Below are 23817 nucleotides of genomic sequence, written 5' to 3' on the forward strand. Positions count from 1 at the left end.
CACCACGCCCCCACCCCCGCAGGAACAGACAATGAACGATATTTATGTAGTGGGCGTTGGCATGACGCCGTTTGGCCGATTGCTTGACCGCAGCGTCTACGACATGGTCGACGAAGCCGTGGGCCTGGCGCTGAAAGATGCCGGCGCCACCACCGCCGACGTTGGTTCGGTGTATTACAGCACCATGACCAACGGCATGTTGCAGGGTCAGACCGGGATTCCCGGCCCAATTGCCATGCGCCGCATCGGCATCGAAGGCGTACCCGTGTTCTCCGTCGAGAACGCCTGCGCCTCCGGCTCTTCGGCGTTCAACCTCGCCACCCTGGCCTTGCGTGCCGGGCAGTGCGACATCGCCCTCGCCGTCGGCGCAGAGAAGATGAATGTCCCGGACAAATCCAAGATGTTCGCCGTGTTCGATGGCGGCTGGGACGTGTCCACCGTCGAGCAGAACAAGCAGACTTTATTGGCCATGGGCGAAGGCATCGTGCCGCCGCCGGGCACCGTTTCCGAGCGTCCTTACAGCGTATTTATGGACGTCTATGCCTCCATTGCCCGCAATCACATGCTGCGCTACGGCACCACGCAACGGCAAATTGCCGCAGTCGCCGCCAAGAACCACCAGCATTCGGTGCACAACCCGCTCTCGCAGTTCCAGCAAGCCTTCAGTATCGACGAAGTGCTGGGGTCGCCCGCGATCTGCTACCCGCTGACCACCTTGATGTGTTCGCCGATCAGTGACGGCGCTGCCGCCGTGCTGCTGTGCAACGCCGACGGCCTCAAGCGCCTGAAAAGTGACGGCGAGCGCGCGGTTCGTGTCCTCGCCAGCGTAGTGCAGACCGGCAGCAACCGTGGCCTGGACGAGCCGGAAAAAATCATCGCCCATCTCGCCGCGAAGAAAGCCTACGCCCTGGCCGGTGTGAATCCGTCCGACGTCGACGTCGCGGAAGTCCACGACGCCTCTGCCATCGGCGAAATCCTCAACGCCGAATCGCTGATGCTGGTGCCGTTCGGCGAAGGCGGTCCGGCTGCCGAGCGCGGTGATTTCACCGTTGGCGGACGCATGCCGATCAACCCGTCCGGAGGCCTGGAATCCAAGGGCCACCCGATTGGCGCCACGGGCCTTGGGCAAATCCATGAGCTGGTCACGCAACTGCGCGGCGAAGCCGGCAAGCGCCAGGTCGAAGGCGCAAGCATTGCCATTCAGGAAAACGGTGGTGGCCTGTTCGGCATCGAAGAAGCCGTGGTCGCCGTCAACATCCTCGCCAACAAGAATAATTAAGGAGCCCCCATGGGACACGTCATGCGCACCCCGGAACAACTCGAAGCCGTCGAGAGTTTCCGTCGTTTCCTGGCCGACAAGATCGACCCGGTGTTCAACAAGGAATACCGCGACACGTTCATGCCGAAAGAGAAAATGGCCGAGATGATGCGCCAGCTCTCCGAGTTCGGCATGGTCAGTGGCGCCGTCAGCGAGGCCCATGGTGGTCTCGGTCTGGACTGGCCGACCATGACTATGTTGTTCGAAGAGGTCGCCGCCTGCTCGGTCGACCTGTCGACGCCGGTGGTCATCAACTCCTTCGGCGCACAAATGCTCGAGAAGCTCGCCCCGGACCACCTGCGCGAACGTTACCTGCCGGGCCTGATCAGCGGCGATTCGTTCGTCAGCGTCGGCATCTCGGAGCCGGATGTCGGCTCCAATGTGCTGGAAATCAAGACTCGCGCCCGTCGCGACGGTGACGACTACATCATCACCGGCGAAAAAACCTGGATCAGCAACGGTTCATACTCGGACTTCCTGATCTGCACCTGCCGCACCGGCGAAGACCCGCGCAAGGGCCTGACGCACTTCCTGCTCGACCGCAAAGAACATCCGTATGAAGTGCAGAACATCCACAAGATGGCCTGGAACAGCCAGTCCACCGCGCAGATCTTCCTCAACGACGTGCGCGTTCCGGCCAGCAACATCATCGGCGGCGAAGGCCAGGCACTGAAAAACACCCTGTCGTTCTTCGAACGCTCCCGCGTGTTCGTGGCGGCTCAAGGCCTGGGCATCGGCCGTCGCGCACTGGAAGAAGCCGTGCGTTACGCCAAGGAACGCAAGCAGCACGGCAAAGTGATCGCTGGCCACCAGTTGATCAGCGCCATGCTCGCGGAAATGGCCACCAACGTCGACGCCGCCCGCCTGCTGACTTACCGCGCCGCCGAGATGATCGGTGCCGGCATTCCGGCAGAAATGGAAGCGGCGATGGCCAAGTACTTCGCGTGCGAAGCGGCGGTCACCATCGCCCGCCAAGCCGTGCAGATTCACGGCGGTGCCGGTGTGACCACCGACTTCCTGGTCGAGAAACTCGCCCGCGAAGCCATCATCGTGCCGATTCCGGAAGGCACCACGCAGATCCAGCAACTGATCATTGGCCGCGCCCTGACCGGGGTCAACGCGTTCTGATCAACCGCTCGTTCCACTTCTAACAATAACAACCCGGTCCGTTTGGGCCGGGCAGCGAACAAGGACACACTCATGCGTATTCAAGACAAAGTGATCGTGATCACCGGCGGCGCTTCGGGCCTGGGCCTGGCCACTGCGCACTACATGGCCGGTGAAAAAGGCGCCCGCGTGGCAATTTTCGACCTGAACATCGAAGCCGGCGAGAAAGCCGTGGCCAGCATTGGCGGCGATCGCGCGATGTTCGTGCAAACCGACGTCAGCGACGAAGCCTCGGTGCAAAACGCCGTCAACGCAGTGGTCGCAAAATTCGGCGCCCTCCATGTGTGCATCAACGGCGCCGCCGTACCGACCGGTTTCAAAGTCCTCGGTCGTGAAGGCAAGGCTGCCCCGCTGGCCCGCTTCGCCCAGGCCACCGCGATCAACCTCAACGGCGTGTTCAACGTCATGTCCAAATGCGCCGAGCAGATGGCCAACAACGAAGCCGAAGCCGGCGAAGAACGCGGTGTGGTGATCAACGTGTCGTCCGGCGCGGCCTATGAAGGCCAGGTCGGTCAGTGCGCCTACGCGGCCACCAAGGCTGGCGTGATCGGCATGAACATGCCGGCTGCCCGTGAACTGGGCGAGATTGGTGTGCGCGTCAACGCCATCGCGCCGGGCCTGTTCCTGACCACCATGGTCGCCGGTCTCGACGAGAAGATTCTCAACTCGCTGAAAGAGCAGATGGAATCGCCGAAACGCCTGGGTGACATGCGTGAGTTCGCACATTGCTGCGCGTTCCTGATCGAAAACGCCTACGTCAACGGCGAGACCATCCGCCTGGATGCCGCCTCGCGCATGCGTGCCCGATAACTCGCGCTGCGGTCTTCTGGAGCTATTGGAGCGGTCCACCATGAAAATGAACTTTAGCCGGGTCATGCACTTGCTCGCGTTGCGTCATCGCGACCAGGAAGCCATCGTCAACATCGAGCGTAATCGGCGCTACACCTACGAGCAGTACCATCTGCTGACCAACCGTATCGCCGATGTCCTGCGCTCGATGCTGAACGTGCGCGCGGGCGAACGCTTCATGCTGATCCTGGAAAACGACAACCTCAGCCTGATGATGTTTCCCAGCACCTTCAAGCAGGAAGGCACGGTGGTCATGACCAACCTGCGCGATCCGCTTGAAGAGCATGCGCGGCAGGTCGAGCTGGTCAAACCCCGGGTGGTGTTTCTCGAAACCCGCTTGCTGGACAGCTACTACGGCATGCTGCGCCACCGTGGTTGCGAGATCGTGGTGATGGACCCGCCCACAGCCGAGCAAGCCAGCCTGCCAGGGGTTCACAGCTTCTGGTCGCTGGTGGACGCTGCGTCCGACCTTGATAACGATGTGAGCCTCGATACCGACCAGCACCTCTGCATGTTGCGCTTCACCGGTGGCACCACCGGCAAAGGCAAGTGCGCAATGTACTCGATCGACAACTGGATGGCCTGCCGTGACGCGGCGTTTATCAACACCGATCTGGGCTTGAATTGCGCAACTCGGCTGTTACATGTGTCGCCGCTGTCCCACGGCACGATCATGCTGTTTTTCCCGACGTTCTACGGCGGCGGCACCAACCTGACCATGAACCAGCTGGACATGGAAGCCTGGCGTCAGCAGGTGGAAAAGGAGCGTGTGACCCACTCGTTCCTGGTACCGACCGTGCTGTATCGCTTGCTGGAAATGCAACGCGCCGCGCCCAAGGATTTCTCCTCGCTGAGTACCTTGATCTACGGTGCTGCGCCGATGAGCCCGGACAAGCTGGGTGAACTGGTGGAATGCTTCGGGCAGATTTTTGTCCAGGGCTACGCCGCCACCGAAGCACCGATGATCATCGCCGCGCTCGACAAGGCCTCGCACCAGCCCGGCGACGCCACCGCGTTGCAACGCTTGTCGTCGGCCGGTCGTCCGACCCCCGGTGTCGAAATATTTATCGCCGATACCGACGGCACGCCGTTGCCGATTGGCGAAACCGGTGAGATCCGCATTCGCTGCAAAGCGGTGATCAAGGGTTACTACGAGAACCCGGAAGCAACGGCCGCCGAGTTCGACGACGGTGCGTGGAAGTCCGGCGACCTGGGTTACATCGACCGCGACGGTTTCCTGTACATCGTCGACCGGCTCAAGGACATGATCATCAGCGGCGGTTTCAACGTCTACGCCGTGGAAGTCGAAGCAGCGCTGGCGGCGCATCCGTCGGTACTGATGGCGGCCGTGGTCGGCATCCCGCATGCAGAATGGGGTGAGGCCGTGCATGCCGAAGTCATCCTGCGTCAGGGTGAAACCGTGACTTGCGAAGAGTTGATCGCACAGACCCGCACGCGACTGGGCGGCTACAAGGCGCCAAAAACGCTGGTGTTCGTCGATGAACTACCGCTTTCAGTGGTCGGCAAGGTGCTGCGCCGACAAGTGCGGGAAAAGTACTGGAAGGGATCGTTGCGCAACGTCAGCTGAAGCTAAGCCAACGAAGCTCCAATGTGGGAGCGAGCTCGCTCCCACAGGAATTGGGGCGATCACGGCGGTGTCACCACGGTGTAATACACCCCGTTGGCGCCATAGGCCGGTTGCAACCAGGCATTGCCGCATTGGTAGTACGTGTTCTGGGAGAAAGTCTGCAAATTACATCCGGGAGGCAGGCTGGCGTAAGTCTGGCCCAAGGGCAATGTCGGCGGTCCTGAAGCCACCATCCCGGCGTTATAGCCAGCGCTGAAATCGTCGGCGTCGGCGTTCTCGTCGACCATCGACCCGACAGCCGAGCCCACCGCCACGCCCGTCGCAGCGGCGGCAACCGGATTGACTCCGCCGCAGTAATAACAGCCGCTGCTGGCAATCACAGCGGCGGGCGGATGGTAGTAAGCCGTCCCGTAGGGGACGGACTGGTAAGCGCCTCCCCCATAAGCGGGTCCCCGGTAAGCCGTCGTGCCATAACCGTCCGCGTGGTAGCCAGCAGCAGCGGCGCCATTTTCACCTTGTGCATGCCAGGCACCCTCCCCACCGGCAGCTGTTCCACCTTCGGCACCCGTGCCTGCCCAAGACCCATCGCCACCGGACGCCGAACCGCCGCGATAGCCTGAACCGCTCCAACTGCCGTCACCGCCGGAGGCCGAGCCGCCGCGATCGGTTTCGCCACTCCAGCTACCATCGCCGCCCGACGCCGAGCCGAATTCGCCGGAACGATTCCATGAACCGCCACCGCCGTATGAACGCCCAAAACCGCCGGCATGCGACCAGGCTGCCGCCTCGTTACACATCAGCGCGGCGATTAACAGGCCCGCGAACTTCAAGGTAGATCTGTGCATGATTCACCCTCCTCGTTCAGGGTTTTGTGACCGGGTCTTTAACGCCTTGCGGGGCACGAAGGGCGGGAGGCGGGGCAAACTTGATACGGTGCGCCGATTCGATCTGGTCGGGTTTGAAGAACGCCGCAGGCATCGCTGAACTGAGCTTCCAGTCCATGAAATCGACTTGATGCCGGGATCGGCTCGGGTCATCGAGAAACACGGCGCGCAACCGACGCGGAAGCTTGTCCTCGGTACCGATCCAGGCTTGGACGAACACGGTGTCGCTGGTGTAGGCAATCACATCGGTGGTGGTATCGCCGACCACCGTGGACTGGCCGACGTAAAACGCCACACGCATGTCCCTGGACAAGTCTTTATACGGATCAGCCACGATCACGTCGGTAAAAGGAAAATAAATGGCGGCGCGCTTGTACGCAGCCTCCAGCGTCGCATCGATGGTGGGCGGCGCATCGGCTTGTGCAAGCAAGTTGCCTTTTCGCTCATAGGCATAGGCCTGCTTGCCGTCGTAATAAAATTCGGTGGCCGGGCCATCGCCCGAGGTCAAGACACGCAGACGATCCGGGCGCTGCTCATTGACCAGCGCCACCGTGCTATAGGCCAGGGGTGGCCCCAGCCGGCTGGGCTTTTCGTAGGTGGTCACGGCTTTGAAGCTCAGGCCCTGAGTGCTGGTCAGCCGGGCGCTCATGGCCTTGAGAACATCCAGCGCCTTGGGCTCCAGCTGCACCGTCGGTGCATCGACGGTTGGCGCCTGGGCGGCATACAACGGGGTCGCGAACGCAGCGATGACAACGCTGAGAGAGAGCCAGCGAACAGGTTGTTGGAAGGTGGGCATCGGCTGTTCTCCGCAGAGAGGTCAGGCGCTAAACGCCTGGCGACGGATGTGACGTCGCACTTCAGCAAAGCCCAGTTTTATGGCATTCGCCATTCCAACGACAAAATAGCGGGCCCAACGCAACGCAAACGATCAGCGAAGACAGCAATTGCTGGATATTTCGCAATTGCTACCTACGCTCTCCGCAGCGGTATCTGGATATCGAGAGCCGGTGGGCGCTGACCGGCTGTATCACGAATGAACCATTGGGCTTTATCGATGGAGCACGCATCACCATGAACCTGTCCCGAAACCTGCTCCTCGGCACCGCATTGGCCGGGCTCCTGCTCGGCGGTTGCACCTCGAAGGTCACCGAGACGACGCAGTACTCCGGCTACCTGTCGAACTACAACAACCTGCAGGAAGTCCAGACGCCCAGCGGTGGAACGGCGATGCGCTGGGTGAGCCCGTCGTGGAACCCGGATGCGTACGACACCATCGCGTTCAGGACGCTGGAGTTTTATCCCGCGCCGAAACCCAATGAGCAGGTCAATCAGAAAACCCTGGCCGACTTGCAGAACTACATGTCCAGCAAAGCCAAAAGCGTGCTGGGCCAGAAGTACCGCAGAGCGTCCAGTGCGGCCGCCGCACCGGCCGGGTCACATCCGCTGACCCTGCGTGCAGCGATCACCGGCGTCAGCGCTTCGAACGAAGGCATGAAGTGGTATGAGGTGATGCCGATCGCGGCCGTTATCGGCGCGACACAGGCAGCCACCGGCCACCGGGATCAAGACACCAATCTGTTCATCGAAGCCGAGTTCGTTGATGCAAGAACCCATCAGTCGATGGTCAAAGTGGTGCGCAAGGTATTCGGCAGTCAACTGGAAAACGAGAGTCAGAAAATCACCACCAAGGACTTTAAAGACGCGATCGACAAACTGATTGCCGATCTGCGGGCGTTCATTAGCAGTTGAGTCCTGTTCCAACCCACTCCTGATAAAGAGGTCAAAGTATGAAAACTGTCCTGTCCTGGATGACTGTCACGTTAGCGATGGTGTTGATCAGTGCCTGTGCCGCCGTGGGCTCAAGCGGTGGTGGTGCCGGTGAGATGGAGATTCGCTCAGGAAAGATCGAGCAGATAACCCTCACACAGATGCAAACCAACCACGACAGTGGTGTCGGCGCTGTGCTCGGTGGCCTGGGTGGGCTCGGCATCGGCAGCCTGATCGGGCATGGCACCGGGCGCGATGTCGCCATGGTTGCCGGCGCGCTCGCCGGTGCCGTAGGCGGTAACTACGCCGAGAAGAAAAAGTACGACCAACCGGTTGAGGCGCAGCAGATCATCGTGCGGGTCAAAAGTGGCGTGCTGGTATCGGTGACCCAACCGATCAATCCCGCCTTGGGTAAAGGCATGAACGTTTACATCGAAGGTTCAGGTAACGATGCCCGAGTGGTACCACAAGGCGGTTAACGCTCGCGGATGAACATGAACAGGCTGGCGTCGAAAGTGCTGTGTGATGACGCACGACATTCAATTGCTCGGCAAATCGCATTTTTGAGCCGGCCTGGCCTCTTTTCGCATGTCCGTTTCTGGATATTTCACGATATTTACCTACGCTGTTCGCGGGGGGATCCAATATTTCAGTGAGGCCGGGGGGCTTCTCTCCGAGTGCTAACGCTCTGCACAGGAACTCGATATGAACCGGAAAAAATTATCCTCCGTACTCGCCGTGCCGCTACTGTTGTCTGCGATGTCTATGGCCGGCATGTCTCACGCCGCCGATAAGCCTCCCAACATCCTGGTGATCATGGGCGACGACATCGGTTGGTCCAACATCGGCGTCTACAACCAAGGGATGATGGCCGGTCGTACGCCCCATCTCGACCAGCTCGCCAATGAGGGCATGCGTTTTACCGACTATTACGCCGAGGCCAGTTGCACGGCCGGACGCGCCAACTTCATCACCGGCGAATTGCCGATCCGTACCGGCATGACCACCGTCGGCCAGGCCGGTTCGCCGATTGGTATTCCCGCCGAAGCCGTGACCATTGCCACCACCCTGAAAGCCATGGGTTATGCCACCGGCCAGTTCGGCAAGAATCACCTGGGCGACCTGAACGAATTCCTGCCAACCGTCCACGGTTTCGACGAGTTCTTCGGTTACCTCTATCACCTCGACGCCATGGAAGACCCGGCGCACCCCAACTATCCGCAGGATCTGCTGGACAAGGTCGGGCCACGCAACATGGTCCACAGTTGGGCCACCACCACCGATGACACCACCGTCATGCCGCGCTGGGGCAAGGTCGGTAAACAGAAAATCGAAGACGCCGGCACGCTGTATCCGGAGCGGATGAAAACCGTCGACGACGAGATTCGTGACAAAACCTTCAGCTTCATCGACAAGGCCAAGCAGGACAATAAACCGTTTTTCGTCTGGCTGAACCCGACCCGCATGCACATCGTTACCCACCTTTCCGACAAGTACGAAGGCATGCGCAATGCAGAAAACGGCTGGTCGGAACAGGAAGCCGGCATGGCTCAGCTTGATGACGTCGTCGGCGATGTCATGGCCAAGCTGAAAAAAGACGGACTGGATGACAACACCATCGTCATTTTCACCACCGACAATGGTGCGGAAAACTTCACCTGGCCGGACGGTGGCACTACCCCGTTTGCGATGGGTAAAGGCACCGTGATGGAAGGCGGTTTCCGGGCACCGGCGATTATTCGCTGGCCGGGCAAAGTACCGGCCAACCAGGTCGCCAACGGCATCATCTCGGGCATGGACTGGTTCCCGACCCTGGTGGCTGCGGCGGGCAACACGAACATCACTGCTGAACTGCTCAAGGGCAAACAACTGGGCGATACCACCTACAAGGTGCACCTCGACGGTTACGACCAGACGCCGATGATTACCGGCAAAGGCCCGTCCAACCGGCATGAAATCTTCTACTTTGGAGAGAGCACCCTCGGTGCAGTGCGCATCGATGACTACAAATATCGTTTCATTGACCAGCCAAGTGCATGGCTGGGCGCAAAAGTTCAGGTGGACGTGCCGTTCCTGACCAACCTGCGCCTCGACCCGTTCGAGCGCATGGGCTGGGCGAACAATGGGGCTGCGGAAGGTTCGACGCAATACTTTGACTGGTTCAAGTTTCAGTTCTGGCGTTTTGTGTTCGTGCAGCAACAGGTGGCCAAACTGGCTGAGACCGCCATTGAGTTCCCGCCGATGCAAAAAGGCGCGAGTTTCAACCTCGACTCGGTCAAGGCCAAGATCGAGGCAGCCCGGGCAGCCATGGGCAAGTAAGCAGCCGAATCCAAGGGTGGCTGGCGCCAGCTACCCTTGTTCGAAGGGACATTTTCTGGGGGGAAAATCATGCGAACAAGAACAGTTGCCCTACCCGCTTTCACACTCCTTACGCTGTGCTGCCAGCAAGCTTGGGCCGGCGGCATCATGCTCTATGAAATCGGCACCGATAACGCCGGACTGGCCAACGCCGGTGCTGCTGCCCGCGCTCAAGGCCCCTCGACCATCGCCAGCAACCCGGCGGGCATGAGTTACCTGCCGGGCACGCAAATCACCGGCGGTTTGCAAGTGCTTTACGGTGACCTGTCCTTTGATCGCGATTCCGGCACCAACACCCCCGGCAGTGGCAGTGGCAATGCCCTCGACCCCATTCCTGGCGGCAGCTTCTTCATCACCCATGAGCTCGACGATCACTGGAGCGTCGGTTTCGGCCAGTACGGCGATTTCGGGCTGGCGCTCAATTACGACAACGATTGGTCCGGGCGCTACTTCGCACAGAACGCCTCCCTGCTGGGTTTATCCCTGGTGCCGAGCGTGGCTTACCGCTTCAACGAGCAATGGTCCGTGGGCGTAGGCGTGAAGGCCATGTACGGCATGTTGCAGGCAGATACCGCCATCGACCGCTCGCCCTTTGGCTTCACCGACCGCGCGGATGGCCAGTTCAAGTACAAGGATGGCACCTGGGGCTACGGCGCCAACGTGGGGGTGATCTATGCCCCGCAACCCGGCACGCGCATCGGCCTGACCTACACCAGCAAAGTCGATCTGGACTTCGAAGACCGGCTGGATGTGAAAGGCGATGGTCGCCTGCTGGATCGCATCAACAACACCAACACTAAAATCGACACCACAGTGCCGCAGACCGTGACCTTGAGCCTGTTCCAGCAACTGGACCGGCAATGGGCCTTGCTGGCCTCGGCGAACTGGCAGGACTGGTCGGAGTTCGGCGAAATCGGCGTGGAGGTCGATACCACCGCGTTGGGTGCTCAATCGAAAACGGTCGACGCCGGGTTCAAGGACACCTGGCACCTCTCGCTGGGCGCGCAATACCAGGCCACCGAGCAATGGCTGTGGAACGTCGGCGTGGCCTACGACAGCAGTGCCGTATCGGACGGAAATCGCTCCGTTATCTTGCCGATGAACGAATCCTGGCGCATTGCCACAGGAGCCACCTATGCTCTGAACAAGGACACCGACGTGAATGTCAGTTGGGCCATGGTTTGGCTCGGCGATATGCCCGACGACCAGACCAAGTCCGTGTCAGGCGATCGAATTTCCGGTCAATTCGACAACGCCTGGATACAAGCGCTGACCGGGAACATGACTTGGCGTTTTTGATGTGTAGTTAATGAAAAAAAATGAATCAAACCATGGAGTAAACACCACTATGAATCTGTCCCGAAACCTGTTCATCGGTGCTGCATTGACCGGCGTCTTGCTGAGCGGTTGTACCTCGAAAGTCACAGAGAAGGAGCAGTACTCCGGCTACCTGACCAGTTACAACAACCTGCAAGAAGTCGAAACGCCAAGCGGTGGCACGGCGATGCGCTGGGTGAGCCCGTCGTGGAACCCGAGTGCGTATGACACCGTGGCGTTCAACAAGCTGGAGTTCTACCCGGCGCCGAAACCCAATGAGCGGGTGAATCAGCAGACGCTGACTGATATTCAGAACTACATGACCAGCAAAGCCAAAGCCACGCTGGGCAGCAAATACCGGGTTATAACCAACTCCACGACAGCACCGGCCGGCTCCAGGACCTTGGTCCTGCGCGCGGCAATCACCGGGGTCAGCGCGTCGAACGAAGGCATGAAGTGGTATGAAGTGGTGCCGATTGCGGCCGTTGTCGGCGCGACACAAGCAGCCACCGGTCACCGCGACCAGGACACCGAATTGTATATCGAGGCTGAATTCGTCGATGCCAACACCAACCAGACCGTGGGCAGAGTCGTGCGCAAGGTCTTTGGCACCACCCTGGAAAACGAAAGCCAGAATGTCACTGCCAAGGATTTCAAAGTGGCCATCGACAAGCTGAACGCCGACTTGTGGGCGTTCATCAATAAAAAATAAGTCCTTGCCGGCTAACACACGTTAGTAGCCGTAACACTGAACCTGTGGCGAGGGAGCTTGCTCCCGCTGGGCCGCGAAGTGGCCCCAAAAATGGGCCTGCTACGCAGTCCAGCGGGAGCAAGCTCCCTCGCCACAGGTAATCAGCGTGCCCTCTATCACTTTTTCATCCCCACCCGCCGTCGCATCTCGGCCGTAATCGTCTGCCGGGTTTTCTTCAGATTCGCCCACGGCTCATCACCCACCTCGGCCAGGCGCTCATGCACGTTGTGCACGTTCCATTGATTGCCGCCCTTGAGCTCGGCTACCTCCTCACGAAAGATCGGCACTGACACCGGCAACCCCTCACGGGTGCGCACCGCGTACGCGCAAATGGTGGTGGCGCCCAGACCATTGCGCAGGTAATCGATGAAGATCCGCCCTACCCGATTCTTCGGTCCTGACACCGCGGAAAAACGCTCCGGCAATAGCTTGGCCATATGGCTGACAATCGCATGGCTGAAGTCCTTCACTTCGTCCCAGCCGAGCTTGCGGGTCAACGGCACCACCAGGTGGATACCCTTGCCGCCACTGGTTTTGAGAAACGCTTTCAAGCCCAACTCATCGAGCACCGACAGCGTCAACTGAGTCGCCTCGACCATGCTTTTCCAAGGCAGCGCCGGATCAGGGTCGAGGTCGAGCACAAAGCGGTCGGGCCGGTCGAGGTTGTCAGCGGTGGCATTCCAGGTGTGCAGCTCCACGGTGCTCATTTGCACGGCGCCGATTAGCGCTTCGGCATTGTTGATGATCATCACCGGTTGGCCGGTCAGTTCCTTGTCCAGCGTGGTGATGCCCGGAATGGCCAGGCGCTCGGCGTTCTTCTGGAAAAACAGTTCGCCGGCGATCCCATCCGGCGCGCGCACCAGTGCAACGGGACGGTCCTTGAGCTCGGGCAAAATCCACTCGGCAACACGGGCGTAATACTCGGCCAGTTGCACTTTGGTGGTGCCGCTGGAGGCGTCGATTACCCGGTCAGGATGAGTGATGCGCACCTTGCCCTCGCCCAAACCGATTTGCGACGGCGCGGGTGGCTCGGTTTTCTTTTTCGCCGCAGCGACGGTTTTTTTCTCTGGGGTTTTCACCACGTTCGGGCGCTCCTCAGTGATGCTCTCGGCGGGTTTGTCATCGCGCAGGCCATGGAACACCGCATGGCGCACAGAGCCGTCCTTGGTCATCTCGGCGAAGGCCACTTCCGCCAATAGCGTGGGTTTGAGCCAGTGCACACCCTTGGCCTCGAAACCGGTCGGCGGATTGACCACCGACGGCTTCTTCGCCAGCAACGGTTTCAGCTGCGCGTAGATGCGCTTGAGGGTCGTCTCGTTGAACCCGGTGCCGACCTTGCCGGCGTAACGCAACTTGCCGCTGTCACGGTCATGCAAGCCGAGCAGCAACGCGCCAAACGCATTGCGCGAACCTTTCGGATCGGTGTAGCCGACCACCACGAATTCCTGTCGGTGTTTGCACTTGAGCTTGATCCAGTCGCTGCTGCGCCGGGACACATAAGGCGAACCCAGTCGCTTGCCGATCAGCCCTTCCATCTGCATCTGGCAAGCACTGGTGAGCAAGGCGTCCGGCGCTTCGCCAAACGAATCCGAGAAGCGCAGCAACGGGTCATGATTGGCATTGAGCACGGTCGCCAGTGCGACCCTGCGCTCTTCGACTGGCACCTCGCGCAAGTCCACGCCGTTGAGGTAAGGCAGGTCGAACAGGTAGTAAAGGATGTTGGCGCTGGCACCGGCGTCGAAGGCATTTTGCAGCGCCTGAAAGTCCGGCACGCCCTGCTCGTTGGCTACCACCATTTCACCGTCGAGCCAGGCCGATTCGAGCCCCAGCGCCGCCAAGGCTTCGGCTTGCCGGGGCAATTTGTGGGTCCAGTCGTGGCCGTTGCGGGTGAACAGTCTGACTTCGTCGTGATCGATCCGGGCCATGATCCGGTAGCCGTCGAATTTGATCTCATAACTCCACTGCCCGTCCGGCGCCTTCTCCACCAGCGTTGCCAATTCGGGTTTGAGCTGGTCTGGCAGTGGGGCTTTATGGGCGCCGGTGAGTGGCGTGGCTTTTTCTTTGGGCACGGCCTTGCGCGCGGGCTGCTTGACGGGTTTGGGTTTGGCCGTCGACTTCGGTTTTTTGGCGACGATGGTCCGGTCACTCAACACACTGTCGGGCTCAGCCGCGACCACGTCGTAATCGCTCTCGGGTTTGGCCGCGCTGTCCTGGTGCTTGATCAGAAACCATTGCTCCTGCTTGCCTGGCATGTGCGTGCGCACCAGGTTCCACAGGCCGCCCAGCTTCTCGCCTTGCAGCTCGAACTTGAGCTTGCCCTTGGCGTAGGCCTTGGCCGGATCCTCTTGTGGAATCCACACGCCACGGTCCCAGACAATCACGTCGCCGGCGCCGTAATGCCCTTCGGGAATGCTGCCCTCGAACGTGGCGTAGTCCAGCGGATGGTCCTCGACGTGGACCGCCAGGCGCTTGACCTTGGGGTCGAGCGACGGGCCTTTGGGCACCGCCCAGCTTTTCAGGGCGCCATCGAGTTCCAGGCGAAAGTCGTAATGCAGGTGTGAGGCATCGTGCTTCTGAATGCAGAACTGCAGCGCGTGGTCTTTCCCGGCTTTTTTACCTTGGCGCTTGTTTGCAGCGGGTTCAGAGGTCGCCGAAAAATCGCGCATGCGGTTGTAGTCGTCGAGATTCCTGTTCATGGCGCACCCGCTGCTGACTCAACAATCCCTCCGATACCGGGGCCGGCTCGTGTAACGGTGAGCGCAACCACCGCAATCCTTTCCACCCGTTGATAGCCAGGGGTCAGCAACTCTTCGCCAAAGACGTCGGGATCGAGTTCGCGGTAGGTCCAGCTGAACATCGGCGACTCAAGGTGCGGCTTCAGCGCTTGCAGGAACGGATCGTGGCCATCGATCATCGCCACCCCGGTGTACAGCACCAGCGAACCACCGGGTGCCAGTCGATTCAAGGCTTGCTCGACGATACGCAGCGACAGTTGCTCACCGAACGCCCCGCCACCATGTCGGTATGCCCGCTCGGCCGGGTCGGCCATGTAGGGCGGGTTGGCGACGATCAGGTCGAACTGTCCGTCAACGTCCTGCAGCACGTCGCTGGTCTCAACGCTGACATTGGCCACTTCCGCGAGCGCAGCATTGATCGTGGTCAGGCGCAGCGCCGCCGGGTTGATGTCCACGGCCAGCACTTCGGCCTCACGGCGCGCGCGGGCAATCACAATCGCGCCGACCCCGGCACCACAACCAATGTCGACGGCGCGCCGGATCGGGGCGAAATTCTGTTGCAGATGGGCATGGATCAATTGCGCAAAGCGGTAGGTGTCCGGCCCGAAGAACACCGCGTCCGCCGCATCGGTGGGAAACGCGGAATGCACAAACAGCAGGTCATCCAGGCTCGACCAGCGCACCCGGCTTTTCAGGTGGCCATTGCCTTCCTCGAGCACGCCAGCCCGTTGCAATTGCAGCTGCTCATCCGCCGACAACAGCCCGGGCTCGAACGGCCGCGACCAACCGAACACGTCGCGCAGGGTCTGGGCCTGTCGCCCGAAGGCGCGGTCGAGGACGCGCTGGTGCGTCAGCGGTGTCGGCGTGATGAATCGATAACCGTCGGCCTGCAAGCGGCGCCCCAGTTGCAGTAACGCCAGGTCGGCAGCGCTCAGGTGTTCTTCCTGATTCATGTAAGGCTCCTTAGCGAAGGCTGGACTTGAGCTCGATGAAGCGACGTGTGGCCAGCAGGCCGGCGGGATCGGCATGCCGCCGTGCCGACAGCCACGGGATCAGCACCTGCATTTGTTCGCCGGCGGGAAGTCCCTCTAGCGCGGATTGCAGGCTCTGGACATCCGGATCGCTGGCCGGCAACTCAGGTTCGATGTCGTCGTGTTGGCTGCGGCGATAGGCCGGCGGCGGGCACTCGGGTGTCCAGTCGCCGGCAATCCAGTCGTGCAACAGCTGTTTTTCATAGGGGCTGAACACCCCGAACATGGCCGCGCCGTCACCCTCGATCAACTGCCAGAAACGGCTGGCTTGCGGGTCCTGGTGACGCTTGATCCAGCCTTTGTTTTCCAGGGCAGTGAGGAAACCGGGCAACTGCTCGGGTGCCGATAACCATTGGTTGACGGTCTTGCCTTCAAACCGGCAGTAGTCGGAATGCATGTGCTGGCCGAACGGTCGTTTGCGCTCCAGCATGCTCAGCACTTCGCGGTAGAGGTCGAACGACTCGATGATCGCCCGACTGCCCTGCCCCAGATCATTCAGCCGGTAGCCCAGCGCAACCCGCCGCAGAAACTCCTCGCGATCAGCTTCCAGCGGCATCAGTTGCGATACTGCCTGCACGGCTTTGTGTGCGTGGCCGGTGCTGGCGTTGTCGATGGTCACGTGCAGCGTGAAGTAATACGGATCGATACCCAGTTCGGTCAGTTCATAGGCGCTGATCAACAGATGCAGCGGCAATTGTTCATAGCCCAGGTTATAGCCGATTACCTCGGGCAGGCATTCGTCAGCGCACTCACCTAACGCCAGCTGAATCGCGCCTTGCAGATAATGCTCGTCGGCGATGACGCCGCTGTCCTGCAAGCCCAATTCGGCCAACAGCCGGCGATAAATCACCACATGATTCTGCGCCGGGTTGCCGTCGCCCAGTTCTTCCAGATACGTACAGATCAGCCCGTCGAAACGCGGATCGCGCCAGTGTTGCAGCAAGCCGGAGAGCCAGGCGCCGTCGACCAGTTTGGTCGGGGCAACCGCTTGCAGGAAAAACAGGGCGTGGGCCTTGTTGCTGAAGAACTGCCGCCCGCCGCCTGCCTTGCGGGCCTTGAGGTAGTCGGCGTACTGGCGAGCCACTTCGGCAAAGTGCTGTTCGACGAAGTCTTGCAGGGCCGCGAGGTCTTGGGGCATCGCCTGCGGCAGGTTCTGCGCCTGCTGGAGTTGTGCGTGCAGAAATGTCTGCGCAAGCGGCTGCGCATCTTCGCTCAGCAGCAACTGCTCGTAAGTTTGTTTCAGGCTGCCAGCGGCAGTCATTGCCTGCTCATGGGCAGGCCGGGAGTGGAGTCGTGTCAGGGCAGTCATGGGCGCATCTCTCGGTCTATGGCCAGTGGCAGGACGTTCAAGCAACACGTCTCTACATCAGCAGAGCGACGACGCTGGAGAAAAATTCAATCGGCGTTGAAATTGCCCGGACAGACGGGCCTGTGGCGCAGCTCCGATGGTTTTTTGCGGCGGTGGATCGGTTACGGGTGCCGGAGGACTTGCCGCGGATATTGGAGATTGCCGAAGCGTATGGCGTCAGGTTTTTGGTTGAGTCAGATTCGCGAGCAGGCTCGCTCCCACATTGGATCTTGGGTACACCGAAGATCAACTGTGGGAGCGAGCCTGCTCGCGAAAGCAATCTAATGAACAACACAGCTTTTGTGTCAGGCAGCACCACCCTTGGCCTGCTGCTCCAGATGCACCTGCAACTCAGGATCTATCTTCAACGCCCCAGCCAATTCATCCAGATAGTTACGCTCAGCCTCCCCCTGATCATTCACCAGCATCACACTCGCCAGATACATCTCCGCCGCAATCGCTGGATCGGTTGCCGACACTGCCACATCGTAGGCATCCAGCGGCCGGGCCACCTCTTCGTCCAACCATTGCTGTAGGTCCGGGTCATCAGTGTGTTTGCCGATTTCCGCGCTGATCATCCCCTTCTCGGCCTCGTCAATCCGGCCATCGGCCTTCGCCGCCGCAATCAATGCGCGCAGCACCGCATGGCTGTGATCCTCGACTTCCGGGCCGGACAACAGATCGACCGTGCGCGGCGCCTGTTGCGGGGCCGAGGCCTGACTGCGCTGCCAGGCCTGATACGCCTGAAAAGCCATCATCCCCAGCGACGCCAGGGCAGCATAGTTGGTGCCGCCACCGGAGCGCGTCTGGGTCGAGCCACCCATCGGTGAACCGCCGCCGAGCAAACCACCGAGCAATCCGCCCAACCCGCCACCGCCACTGCTGGAACCCGCGCCGCCCCCCATCAGACCGCCCAGCAGTCCACCCAGTCCGCCGAGCGGGTCTTGCGACGACGCACCACCGCCGCCCTGTTGCGTCATCGAGCCCTGGCCGGCCCGCAGTAACTGTTCGAGCAAATCGCTGGTGTTCATGACGACGTCCTCATCAAACGAAAGTGACCCAGTCAGGCAACGATAGTCCTCGCCCGCAAATGCGCCACCACCGTTGGGCTGACGTCAAACCTGCTCGCCCCATTGAAAACCACGGTTTTTTCCGGGGTATTGGCTAAGATTTACTGATGGTGAACCTTATGCCCGAATTTCCGGTCGATACCTGCACCCGACCCGGTTTGCCGACACCCCCACTTGAAGGGGTGATAACAGGCTTGCTTCACTTTTTGGAGAACGCCCCCGTGATTTCGACCTTACACATTGCCAGGCTCAAAGCATGGGGCGCCCATGGTTTTACCGCCACTGGTGTGGTGACCGCCTTCCTCGCCACCCTGGCACTGCTGGAAAACCAGCCGACCCACTGCCTGCTGTGGCTGGGCGTCGCGCTGATCGTCGACGGGCTGGATGGCGCACTGGCGCGAAAGGTCAATGTGCAGTCGGTGCTGCCCAGTTTCGATGGCTCGATCCTGGACCTGGTGATCGACTACCTGACCTATGTGTTTATCCCGGCGCTGTTCATCTATCGCTACATCCCGCTGCCGGACTACACGCTTCTGCTGACCGTGTCGCTGATCTTGGTGTCGTCGCTGTTTTGCTTCTGCAACGTCAACATGAAAAGCAAAGACAATTACTTCCAGGGCTTCCCGGCCGCGTGGAACGTAGTTGCGCTGTGCCTGTACATCATCGCCCCATCACCCTGGATCACCTTGCTCACCGTCATCGGCCTGGCCTTGTTGACCGTGACCCGGATGAAGTTCCTGCACCCGTTTCGCGTGCGCAAGTTCATGCCGATCAACATCGCGGTGACCGCCATCTGGCTGCTGTGCAGTTTGTCGCTGGTGATCAATCATCCGGTCATCAACCCGATGGTGATGGGGCTGTGGTTGCTGATGTCGGCGTATTTTTTGGGGATTTGCATCTGGCGCACGGCACTGGAGTGGTTTGACGGCTCGCGTCACTCGTAACCCGCCATGGCCATTCATATCGTTCGCCTCGGCTCACCGCGCACGCCCGATGAAGGCCTGCGCCTGGGCACGGTCCGCCGCCCGCCCCGTGGCGTACCGAAGGCCGAGTTTGCCAGTTGTGATTTTTATGATGTGTGGCAGCCCGAGGTGCCAGCCTCGTGTAGACCCGACAAACACCCAAATCCCCTGTGGGAGCGAGCCTGCTCGCGAAAGCGGTGTATCAGACACCATCATGGTTGACTGACACGCCCTCTTCGCGAGCAGGCTCGCTCCCACATTTGGATCTGCGCCATATCAGCGCCTTGTGATGACTACTTCGAGGTATTCACTCGGCACCACCAGCGACTTCTCTCCCGCCCGGTTCATCCGGTTCAGCAGTTCGGTCAGGTCCTGTTCGAACGCTTTGGCACCCTCGGGCGGCAGCGCGGCGAAGGCTTTGTGGACCGGCCCGTACCAGTTGCGGAAGATGTCGATGAAGTGCGCCGCCGAGCGATAGCGGAAGTTAAAGGTGCGGCGCGTCACCTGGACCTGGAAGTTGCGTTCGTCGAAGTGTGAATGCAACCAGGCTTCCGTGCCCCAATTGGACGGCGGCTGTGCCCCCGCCGGTGGTGGCATGTACCGGCCCAGGGTCTTGAATACCTGCCCGACAAAGCCTTCCGGCGTCCAGTTGGCCAGGCCGATCCGCCCACCGGGGCGGCAGACTCGCGCCAGTTCGGCGGCCGCTTTGGGCTGGTCGGGCGTGAACATCACGCCGAAGGTCGACAGCACGGCATCGAAGCTGGCGTCCTCGAACGGCAACGCCTCAGCGTCGGCCACCTGGAAGGTCACTTCCAGTCGTTCTGCCCTGGCCCGGTCTTCGCCACGTTCCAGCAAGGCGGCCACGTAGTCAGTCGAGGTCACGTTACAACCCCGGCGTGCGGCGGCGAGTGTCGCGTTGCCGTTGCCGGCGGCCACGTCCAGCACCCGCTCGTCACAGAGCAGGTCGCAGGCTTCGGCAAGCTGCTCGCCGACAATCTGCAACGTGGTGCCGATAATGGCGTAGTCGCCGCTGGCCCAAGAGGCCATCTGGCGGTTTTTCAGGGCAGTGAGATCAATCGGTGTACTCATGAAGTCTGCTCCGTACGGATAGCAACCGACCGCGGCCTATTCCGCCGTGGTGGGATCGATAATGCTCGCCACTTGGGAAATACGACTGGCCGGGAAACCACTACGGGTCGCGTGTTCTTTGATGAGCGCTTCGCTGGGTGAAATGTACACGCAGTAAAGTTTGTCACCGGTGACGTAACTCTGAAGCCACTGCACCTCTGGCAATTCGCGCAATACGTTGCAAGACTTCAGGGCGGCGGCTTTCAAATCCCGTTCTGACAGTGTTCCAGCGCCGGGGATCTCGCGTTCTATGACGAACTTAGGCATGGCAACCTCTCATTCTTGTTATTGATGACAGGGTCGGTGGTGGCCCTGTGAGCCAACTATCACCCCGGCGCACGCCGGCGTCCTGCCCGATCGTCGGCCAACCTTGTCCGATCGTCCGGAGGTTGGCCGCCCGGCGACGACAGGCTCACAATCAATGCGATCCCTACACCGGAAAACCTCCATGGACGCCCTGTCCCAAACCTTGCGGGTCGTACGCCTGGTCGGCGCGATTTTCATCAACGCGCGGTTTACCGCGCCCTGGTGCTACCAGTCGCCCAGCGCCGACACGGCGGCGCCGTTTCTGGAACCCGGCGCTGAACGCGTGGTGATTTTCCATCTGATCACCGAGGGCGAGTGTTACGTCGAACTCGGGGATGATCCTCCGCTGCTGCTGACGGCGGGCGATGTGGTGGTGTTTCCGCAAGGTGATGCCCATCGCATGACTTCCAGACCGGGACTCCCGCCCGCCAAAGGTGCGCGGCTGGACGTGGTGCTGGCGCGGCGTCCCCGGCAATTGAGCTATGGCGGAGGCGGTGCGGTCACGCGGTTGGTGTGCGGTTATCTGGCGTGCGATACGCGGTTGGCCGGCATGTTGCTGACCGGGCTGTCGGCCGTGGTCCGTGTCAATGTGCGCGGCTCGAACGCTGGCATGTGGCTGGAGTCTTCGGTGCGTTATGCCCTGGCGGAAGCCCGCTCACCGAGGCCCGGTGGCGAAGGCGTGCTGGCGAAACTGGCCGAGGTGTTGTTCATCGAAGTGCTGCGCCTGCACATGAACGAACAGGGCGAAGGGCGGACCGGCTGGCTGGCCGGGGTCGGCGACCGGATTGTCGGTGCTGCGTTGAACGCACTGCACAACCAACCCTGTCACGCCTGGACCCTGGATGAGCTGGCACGTACGGCCGGTGCCTCACGATCGGTGTTGGCCGAACGCTTTCAACAATTGGTGGGAAGTTCGCCGATGCAGTACCTGACGCAATGGCGGATGTTGTTGGCGGCCAACCTGTTGCGCAGCAGTAACAGCTCATTGATGCGCATCGCCGAAGAGGTGGGTTACCAGACTGATACCGCATTCAGTCGAGCCTTCCGTCGCGAGTTCGGTGCACCGCCGGCCGCGTGGCGGCGCAGTCAGGTGAAAAAGCCAATGGCCCACGGCGCGGAGCCTGTGGGCCATTGATTTGATCGCTTACGCTGCCGGGGCTTTCGCCTCTTCCAGCAGTTGCTGGATCATCTTCTCCTGCGTCTCGTAGCTGCCTTCGCCGAAGTGGGTGTAACGCACTTGGCCCTTGGCGTCGATCAGGTAGTGAGCGGGCCAGTACTGGTTATCGAAGTTGCGCCAGATCGTATAGTTGTTGTCGATGGCCACCGGGTAGGTGATGCCGAGCTTTTTCACCTGATCCTTGACGTTGTCGATGATGCGTTCGAAACCGTATTCCGGGGTGTGCACACCGATCACTACCAGACCGTCCTTCTCGTACTTCTTCGCCCAGTCCTTCACATACGGCAGCGTGTGTTGGCAGTTGATGCAGTCAAAGGTCCAGAAATCCACCAGCACCACTTTGCCTTTCAGCGACTCGTTGGTCAGGGCCGGCGAGTTGATCCATTCGACGGCGCCGTTCAGCGACGGCATGACGCCCTGGGCGTTGTCCATCGTATCGGCCTTCACCTTGCTGACGAAGTAATCGACGACTTTCGGCACGTTTTCCAGCACGCCTTTCTCGAGGCTGCTGACACCTTCAGACGAGGTACCGGCCAGCAGGGTTTTGTCAGCACCGGTGGAAATCACCGCCGCAGCCGCCAGCACCGCAACACCTGCACCCTTGCGCAGCCAACCGGTGACCGGAATCGACGCTTTCAAGCGATTGACCAAGCCGCGACCGGCGAAGATCAAAGTCCCCAGGGACAGCGCGCTGCCCAGGCCGTACGCCAGCAGCAACAGGCTGGTCTGCGCATTGGCGCCTTGCAGCATGGCGCCGGTGAGAATCACACCGAGGATCGGCCCGGCGCACGGCGCCCAGAGCAGACCGGTGGCGACACCGATCATCACCGAACTCAACGGGCCGGACATTTTGCGGGTGTCCGGATCAAGGCGATTGCCCAGTGCCACGAACGGACGGGCCATCCAGTCACCGACCCGGGCCGAAATCAGCGACAGGGCAAACAGCACCATCACGAACAGCGCGACATGGCGACCGGTGTTGTTGGCTTGCACCACCCACTCACTGCTGACCACGGCCAGGCTGGAGATCAGGGCGAACGTCAGGACCATGCCGCCGAGGGTCAGCAGGATGGAGGAACGGGTACGTTTGACCCCGGCGAACAGGAACGGAACGACCGGCAGGATGCAGGGACTGAGGACGGTCAATATGCCGCCCAGGAAAGCGATGAGAAACATGGGATCACCTTGAAATAAATGAAGGGCGACAAATCACACAATCCCTGTAGGAGTGAGCCTGCTCGCGATTAGGCCGGTACATTCAACATTGATGTCGACTGACACTCAGCTATCGCGAGCAGGCTCACTCCTACAAGGGGGCGGTGGGGTTATCAGGCAGTCTGGTTATCCAGTTGCTGCCCCTGGGGAGTCCGGCTTCCGCCGTTCTCTGCAACCATCTGCCCCTGCGGCGTACGGCTATAACCATCCTCGGCCAGCAATGCGTTGGAATCCTTGTGCGCCACCGGCGTCAGCTGAAAGCAGGTGGCACTGCCACAACTGTTCTGTTCAACAGCGGCATTGGCATGGGCGGCGGCGCCGGCGACGGAGAAGGCAATGGCGGTCAGGTAGCGGCTTACGTTGTTCATGAGGGTCTTCCTGTTTCAAAGGGGTGGGCAATGGGTGAGCGCAGCAATCAGTTGTCCGAATTGCAGTTGTCAGCCACTTTGCGGTAGTCCAGGACCTGGGTTTTGTTCTGCGAATCCAGGTAAGTCAGTTGCGCATCGACCACGCCGCAGACCGGGGTTGCGTCCTGTTTCAGCGACACGACCTTCTTGATGTCCAGATGGGTGCCGTAGGTGTAGGTTTTCGGTGTAACGTCTGCTTCGGCACGGGCCGACAAGGTGCAGATGTTCAGGGCAGCAAACAGGCAAGCGGCGTAGATGGCTTTGGTGTTCATGGCGGTTTCCTCAAGGCTTCAATGGGTAGGTCGTTCAATTGAGCCGAGGCGGTCTGGTTTGCCTCGATGGAACCTATTAGAAGCCCGCGAGGTATCTGGTCTGTGTCGAGAACAGACGCGTATAAATCGGTACGTATCAAAGCCGCCCCCTGATACACAGCGATACA

Annotated in this window: 22 protein-coding genes and 2 pseudogenes; 13 read left to right on the top strand and 11 right to left on the bottom strand. The window is 60.6% G+C overall.

Annotated features, from left to right (window positions below):
* Nucleotides 1-31 precede the first annotated feature (31 nt).
* From ACWKV5_RS01585 to ACWKV5_RS01600, 4 genes are all read left to right on the top strand, one after another.
* Nucleotides 32-1279 carry a thiolase family protein gene (locus tag ACWKV5_RS01585; RefSeq protein ID WP_483839864.1) on the top strand — a complete coding sequence of 416 codons (1248 nt, stop codon included), beginning with the start codon at nucleotides 32-34 and terminating at the stop codon, nucleotides 1277-1279.
* 9 nt (nucleotides 1280-1288) lie between these two features.
* Nucleotides 1289-2446 (top strand): acyl-CoA dehydrogenase family protein, encoded by a 1158-nt coding sequence (locus ACWKV5_RS01590; protein WP_483839865.1) that lies wholly within the window; start codon nucleotides 1289-1291, stop codon nucleotides 2444-2446.
* 72 nt (nucleotides 2447-2518) lie between these two features.
* Nucleotides 2519-3295 (top strand): SDR family NAD(P)-dependent oxidoreductase, encoded by a 777-nt coding sequence (locus tag ACWKV5_RS01595; protein WP_483839866.1) that lies wholly within the window; start codon nucleotides 2519-2521, stop codon nucleotides 3293-3295.
* Nucleotides 3296-3335: 40 nt separating this feature from the next.
* Entirely contained in the window at nucleotides 3336-4922 is a 1587-nt protein-coding gene (locus ACWKV5_RS01600; RefSeq protein WP_483839867.1) for a class I adenylate-forming enzyme family protein, read from the top strand.
* Nucleotides 4923-4981: 59 nt separating this feature from the next.
* Here the strand turns inward: ACWKV5_RS01600 and ACWKV5_RS01605 are convergent, their stop codons facing one another.
* Together ACWKV5_RS01605 and ACWKV5_RS01610 are read right to left on the bottom strand one after the other, a co-directional pair.
* Nucleotides 4982-5767, bottom strand: coding sequence for a hypothetical protein (locus ACWKV5_RS01605; protein ID WP_483839868.1), 786 nt, complete (start codon nucleotides 5765-5767; stop codon nucleotides 4982-4984).
* 16 nt (nucleotides 5768-5783) lie between these two features.
* Nucleotides 5784-6602, bottom strand: coding sequence for a DUF2092 domain-containing protein (locus ACWKV5_RS01610; protein WP_483839869.1), 819 nt, complete (start codon nucleotides 6600-6602; stop codon nucleotides 5784-5786).
* 275 nt (nucleotides 6603-6877) lie between these two features.
* On the opposite strand from ACWKV5_RS01610, the gene ACWKV5_RS01615 reads away from it, so the two are divergent.
* The 5 genes from ACWKV5_RS01615 (at nucleotide 6878) to ACWKV5_RS01635 (ending at nucleotide 11960) form a co-directional block, all read left to right on the top strand.
* Entirely contained in the window at nucleotides 6878-7555 is a 678-nt protein-coding gene (locus ACWKV5_RS01615; RefSeq protein WP_483839870.1) for a DUF3313 domain-containing protein, read from the top strand.
* Between the two features lie 38 nt (nucleotides 7556-7593).
* Complete coding sequence (locus tag ACWKV5_RS01620) at nucleotides 7594-8052, top strand: glycine zipper 2TM domain-containing protein (RefSeq protein WP_483839871.1); 459 nt, start codon at nucleotides 7594-7596, stop codon at nucleotides 8050-8052.
* Between the two features lie 226 nt (nucleotides 8053-8278).
* Nucleotides 8279-9892, top strand: coding sequence for an arylsulfatase (locus tag ACWKV5_RS01625; protein WP_483839872.1), 1614 nt, complete (start codon nucleotides 8279-8281; stop codon nucleotides 9890-9892).
* A 69-nt stretch (nucleotides 9893-9961) separates the two neighbouring features.
* Nucleotides 9962-11230: an OmpP1/FadL family transporter gene (locus ACWKV5_RS01630; RefSeq protein WP_483839873.1), complete on the top strand. Its 1269-nt coding sequence runs from the start codon at nucleotides 9962-9964 to the stop codon at nucleotides 11228-11230.
* A gap of 49 nt (nucleotides 11231-11279) precedes the next feature.
* Nucleotides 11280-11960, top strand: coding sequence for a DUF3313 domain-containing protein (locus ACWKV5_RS01635; protein WP_483839874.1), 681 nt, complete (start codon nucleotides 11280-11282; stop codon nucleotides 11958-11960).
* 155 nt (nucleotides 11961-12115) lie between these two features.
* Here the strand turns inward: ACWKV5_RS01635 and ligD are convergent, their stop codons facing one another.
* Genes ligD through ACWKV5_RS01650 form a run of 3 tightly spaced genes read right to left on the bottom strand, consistent with a single transcriptional unit; the run spans nucleotide 12116 to nucleotide 17074 of the window.
* Complete coding sequence (ligD, locus tag ACWKV5_RS01640; RefSeq protein ID WP_483839875.1) at nucleotides 12116-14695, bottom strand: DNA ligase D; 2580 nt, start codon at nucleotides 14693-14695, stop codon at nucleotides 12116-12118.
* Nucleotides 14692-15687, bottom strand: coding sequence for a methyltransferase (locus ACWKV5_RS01645; RefSeq protein WP_483839876.1), 996 nt, complete (start codon nucleotides 15685-15687; stop codon nucleotides 14692-14694). The genes ligD and ACWKV5_RS01645 overlap by 4 nt, the downstream gene beginning before the upstream one ends.
* 10 nt (nucleotides 15688-15697) lie before the next feature.
* Complete coding sequence (locus ACWKV5_RS01650) at nucleotides 15698-17074, bottom strand: iron-containing redox enzyme family protein (RefSeq protein ID WP_483839877.1); 1377 nt, start codon at nucleotides 17072-17074, stop codon at nucleotides 15698-15700.
* 140 nt (nucleotides 17075-17214) lie between these two features.
* Between ACWKV5_RS01650 and ACWKV5_RS01655 the strand changes: the two are divergent.
* Nucleotides 17215-17304 (top strand): annotated as a pseudogene (locus ACWKV5_RS01655) (cupin domain-containing protein); the annotation flags it as partial.
* Nucleotides 17305-17418: 114 nt separating this feature from the next.
* Here the strand turns inward: ACWKV5_RS01655 and ACWKV5_RS01660 are convergent.
* The gene (locus ACWKV5_RS01660; RefSeq protein ID WP_483839878.1) at nucleotides 17419-18144 is read right to left on the bottom strand and encodes a tellurite resistance TerB family protein; all 726 of its coding nucleotides are present in this window, start codon (nucleotides 18142-18144) and stop codon (nucleotides 17419-17421) included.
* Nucleotides 18145-18404: 260 nt separating this feature from the next.
* Here ACWKV5_RS01660 and pcsA point away from each other — a divergent pair, with 260 nt between their 5' ends.
* Nucleotides 18405-19127, top strand: coding sequence for a phosphatidylcholine synthase (gene pcsA / locus ACWKV5_RS01665; protein WP_483839879.1), 723 nt, complete (start codon nucleotides 18405-18407; stop codon nucleotides 19125-19127).
* 6 nt (nucleotides 19128-19133) lie between these two features.
* Nucleotides 19134-19271 (top strand): annotated as a pseudogene (locus tag ACWKV5_RS01670) (DUF488 family protein, N3 subclade); the annotation flags it as partial.
* A gap of 150 nt (nucleotides 19272-19421) precedes the next feature.
* Here the strand turns inward: ACWKV5_RS01670 and ACWKV5_RS01675 are convergent.
* Together ACWKV5_RS01675 and ACWKV5_RS01680 are read right to left on the bottom strand one after the other, a co-directional pair.
* Nucleotides 19422-20234, bottom strand: a complete 813-nt coding sequence (locus ACWKV5_RS01675) for a class I SAM-dependent methyltransferase (protein ID WP_483839880.1) — start codon at nucleotides 20232-20234, stop codon at nucleotides 19422-19424.
* 36 nt (nucleotides 20235-20270) lie between these two features.
* Complete coding sequence (locus ACWKV5_RS01680; RefSeq protein ID WP_123436123.1) at nucleotides 20271-20540, bottom strand: DUF4242 domain-containing protein; 270 nt, start codon at nucleotides 20538-20540, stop codon at nucleotides 20271-20273.
* 181 nt (nucleotides 20541-20721) lie between these two features.
* Between ACWKV5_RS01680 and ACWKV5_RS01685 the strand changes: the two genes are divergently transcribed.
* Nucleotides 20722-21714 carry an AraC family transcriptional regulator gene (locus ACWKV5_RS01685; RefSeq protein WP_483839881.1) on the top strand — a complete coding sequence of 331 codons (993 nt, stop codon included), beginning with the start codon at nucleotides 20722-20724 and terminating at the stop codon, nucleotides 21712-21714.
* A gap of 9 nt (nucleotides 21715-21723) precedes the next feature.
* On the opposite strand, the gene ACWKV5_RS01690 is transcribed toward ACWKV5_RS01685, so the two are convergent.
* From ACWKV5_RS01690 to ACWKV5_RS01700, 3 genes are all read right to left on the bottom strand, one after another.
* Nucleotides 21724-22932, bottom strand: coding sequence for a cytochrome c biogenesis protein DipZ (locus tag ACWKV5_RS01690; protein ID WP_483839882.1), 1209 nt, complete (start codon nucleotides 22930-22932; stop codon nucleotides 21724-21726).
* 152 nt (nucleotides 22933-23084) lie between these two features.
* A complete protein-coding gene (locus ACWKV5_RS01695) occupies nucleotides 23085-23339 on the bottom strand; it encodes a hypothetical protein (protein WP_483839883.1) in 255 nt (84 codons plus the stop codon).
* Nucleotides 23340-23386: 47 nt separating this feature from the next.
* Complete coding sequence (locus tag ACWKV5_RS01700) at nucleotides 23387-23650, bottom strand: DUF2790 domain-containing protein (protein ID WP_483839884.1); 264 nt, start codon at nucleotides 23648-23650, stop codon at nucleotides 23387-23389.
* Nucleotides 23651-23817 lie beyond the last annotated feature (167 nt).

The organism is Pseudomonas oplopanacis (genome assembly GCF_057128725.1).

What these genes read in the sequence shown, in the direction of transcription:
- ACWKV5_RS01585 (WP_483839864.1), top strand. Translation starts at nt 32, where the DNA reads ATGAACGATATTTATGTAGTGGGCGTTGGCATGACGCCGTTTGGCCGA.
- ACWKV5_RS01590 (WP_483839865.1), top strand. Translation starts at nt 1,289, where the DNA reads ATGGGACACGTCATGCGCACCCCGGAACAACTCGAAGCCGTCGAGAGT.
- ACWKV5_RS01595 (WP_483839866.1), top strand. Translation starts at nt 2,519, where the DNA reads ATGCGTATTCAAGACAAAGTGATCGTGATCACCGGCGGCGCTTCGGGC.
- ACWKV5_RS01600 (WP_483839867.1), top strand. Translation starts at nt 3,336, where the DNA reads ATGAAAATGAACTTTAGCCGGGTCATGCACTTGCTCGCGTTGCGTCAT.
- ACWKV5_RS01605 (WP_483839868.1), bottom strand. Translation starts at nt 5,767, where the DNA reads ATGCACAGATCTACCTTGAAGTTCGCGGGCCTGTTAATCGCCGCGCTG.
- ACWKV5_RS01610 (WP_483839869.1), bottom strand. Translation starts at nt 6,602, where the DNA reads ATGCCCACCTTCCAACAACCTGTTCGCTGGCTCTCTCTCAGCGTTGTC.
- ACWKV5_RS01615 (WP_483839870.1), top strand. Translation starts at nt 6,878, where the DNA reads ATGAACCTGTCCCGAAACCTGCTCCTCGGCACCGCATTGGCCGGGCTC.
- ACWKV5_RS01620 (WP_483839871.1), top strand. Translation starts at nt 7,594, where the DNA reads ATGAAAACTGTCCTGTCCTGGATGACTGTCACGTTAGCGATGGTGTTG.
- ACWKV5_RS01625 (WP_483839872.1), top strand. Translation starts at nt 8,279, where the DNA reads ATGAACCGGAAAAAATTATCCTCCGTACTCGCCGTGCCGCTACTGTTG.
- ACWKV5_RS01630 (WP_483839873.1), top strand. Translation starts at nt 9,962, where the DNA reads ATGCGAACAAGAACAGTTGCCCTACCCGCTTTCACACTCCTTACGCTG.
- ACWKV5_RS01635 (WP_483839874.1), top strand. Translation starts at nt 11,280, where the DNA reads ATGAATCTGTCCCGAAACCTGTTCATCGGTGCTGCATTGACCGGCGTC.
- ligD (WP_483839875.1), bottom strand. Translation starts at nt 14,695, where the DNA reads ATGAACAGGAATCTCGACGACTACAACCGCATGCGCGATTTTTCGGCG.
- ACWKV5_RS01645 (WP_483839876.1), bottom strand. Translation starts at nt 15,687, where the DNA reads ATGAATCAGGAAGAACACCTGAGCGCTGCCGACCTGGCGTTACTGCAA.
- ACWKV5_RS01650 (WP_483839877.1), bottom strand. Translation starts at nt 17,074, where the DNA reads ATGACTGCCCTGACACGACTCCACTCCCGGCCTGCCCATGAGCAGGCA.
- ACWKV5_RS01660 (WP_483839878.1), bottom strand. Translation starts at nt 18,144, where the DNA reads ATGAACACCAGCGATTTGCTCGAACAGTTACTGCGGGCCGGCCAGGGC.
- ACWKV5_RS01675 (WP_483839880.1), bottom strand. Translation starts at nt 20,234, where the DNA reads ATGAGTACACCGATTGATCTCACTGCCCTGAAAAACCGCCAGATGGCC.
- ACWKV5_RS01680 (WP_123436123.1), bottom strand. Translation starts at nt 20,540, where the DNA reads ATGCCTAAGTTCGTCATAGAACGCGAGATCCCCGGCGCTGGAACACTG.
- ACWKV5_RS01685 (WP_483839881.1), top strand. Translation starts at nt 20,722, where the DNA reads ATGGACGCCCTGTCCCAAACCTTGCGGGTCGTACGCCTGGTCGGCGCG.
- ACWKV5_RS01690 (WP_483839882.1), bottom strand. Translation starts at nt 22,932, where the DNA reads ATGTTTCTCATCGCTTTCCTGGGCGGCATATTGACCGTCCTCAGTCCC.
- ACWKV5_RS01695 (WP_483839883.1), bottom strand. Translation starts at nt 23,339, where the DNA reads ATGAACAACGTAAGCCGCTACCTGACCGCCATTGCCTTCTCCGTCGCC.
- ACWKV5_RS01700 (WP_483839884.1), bottom strand. Translation starts at nt 23,650, where the DNA reads ATGAACACCAAAGCCATCTACGCCGCTTGCCTGTTTGCTGCCCTGAAC.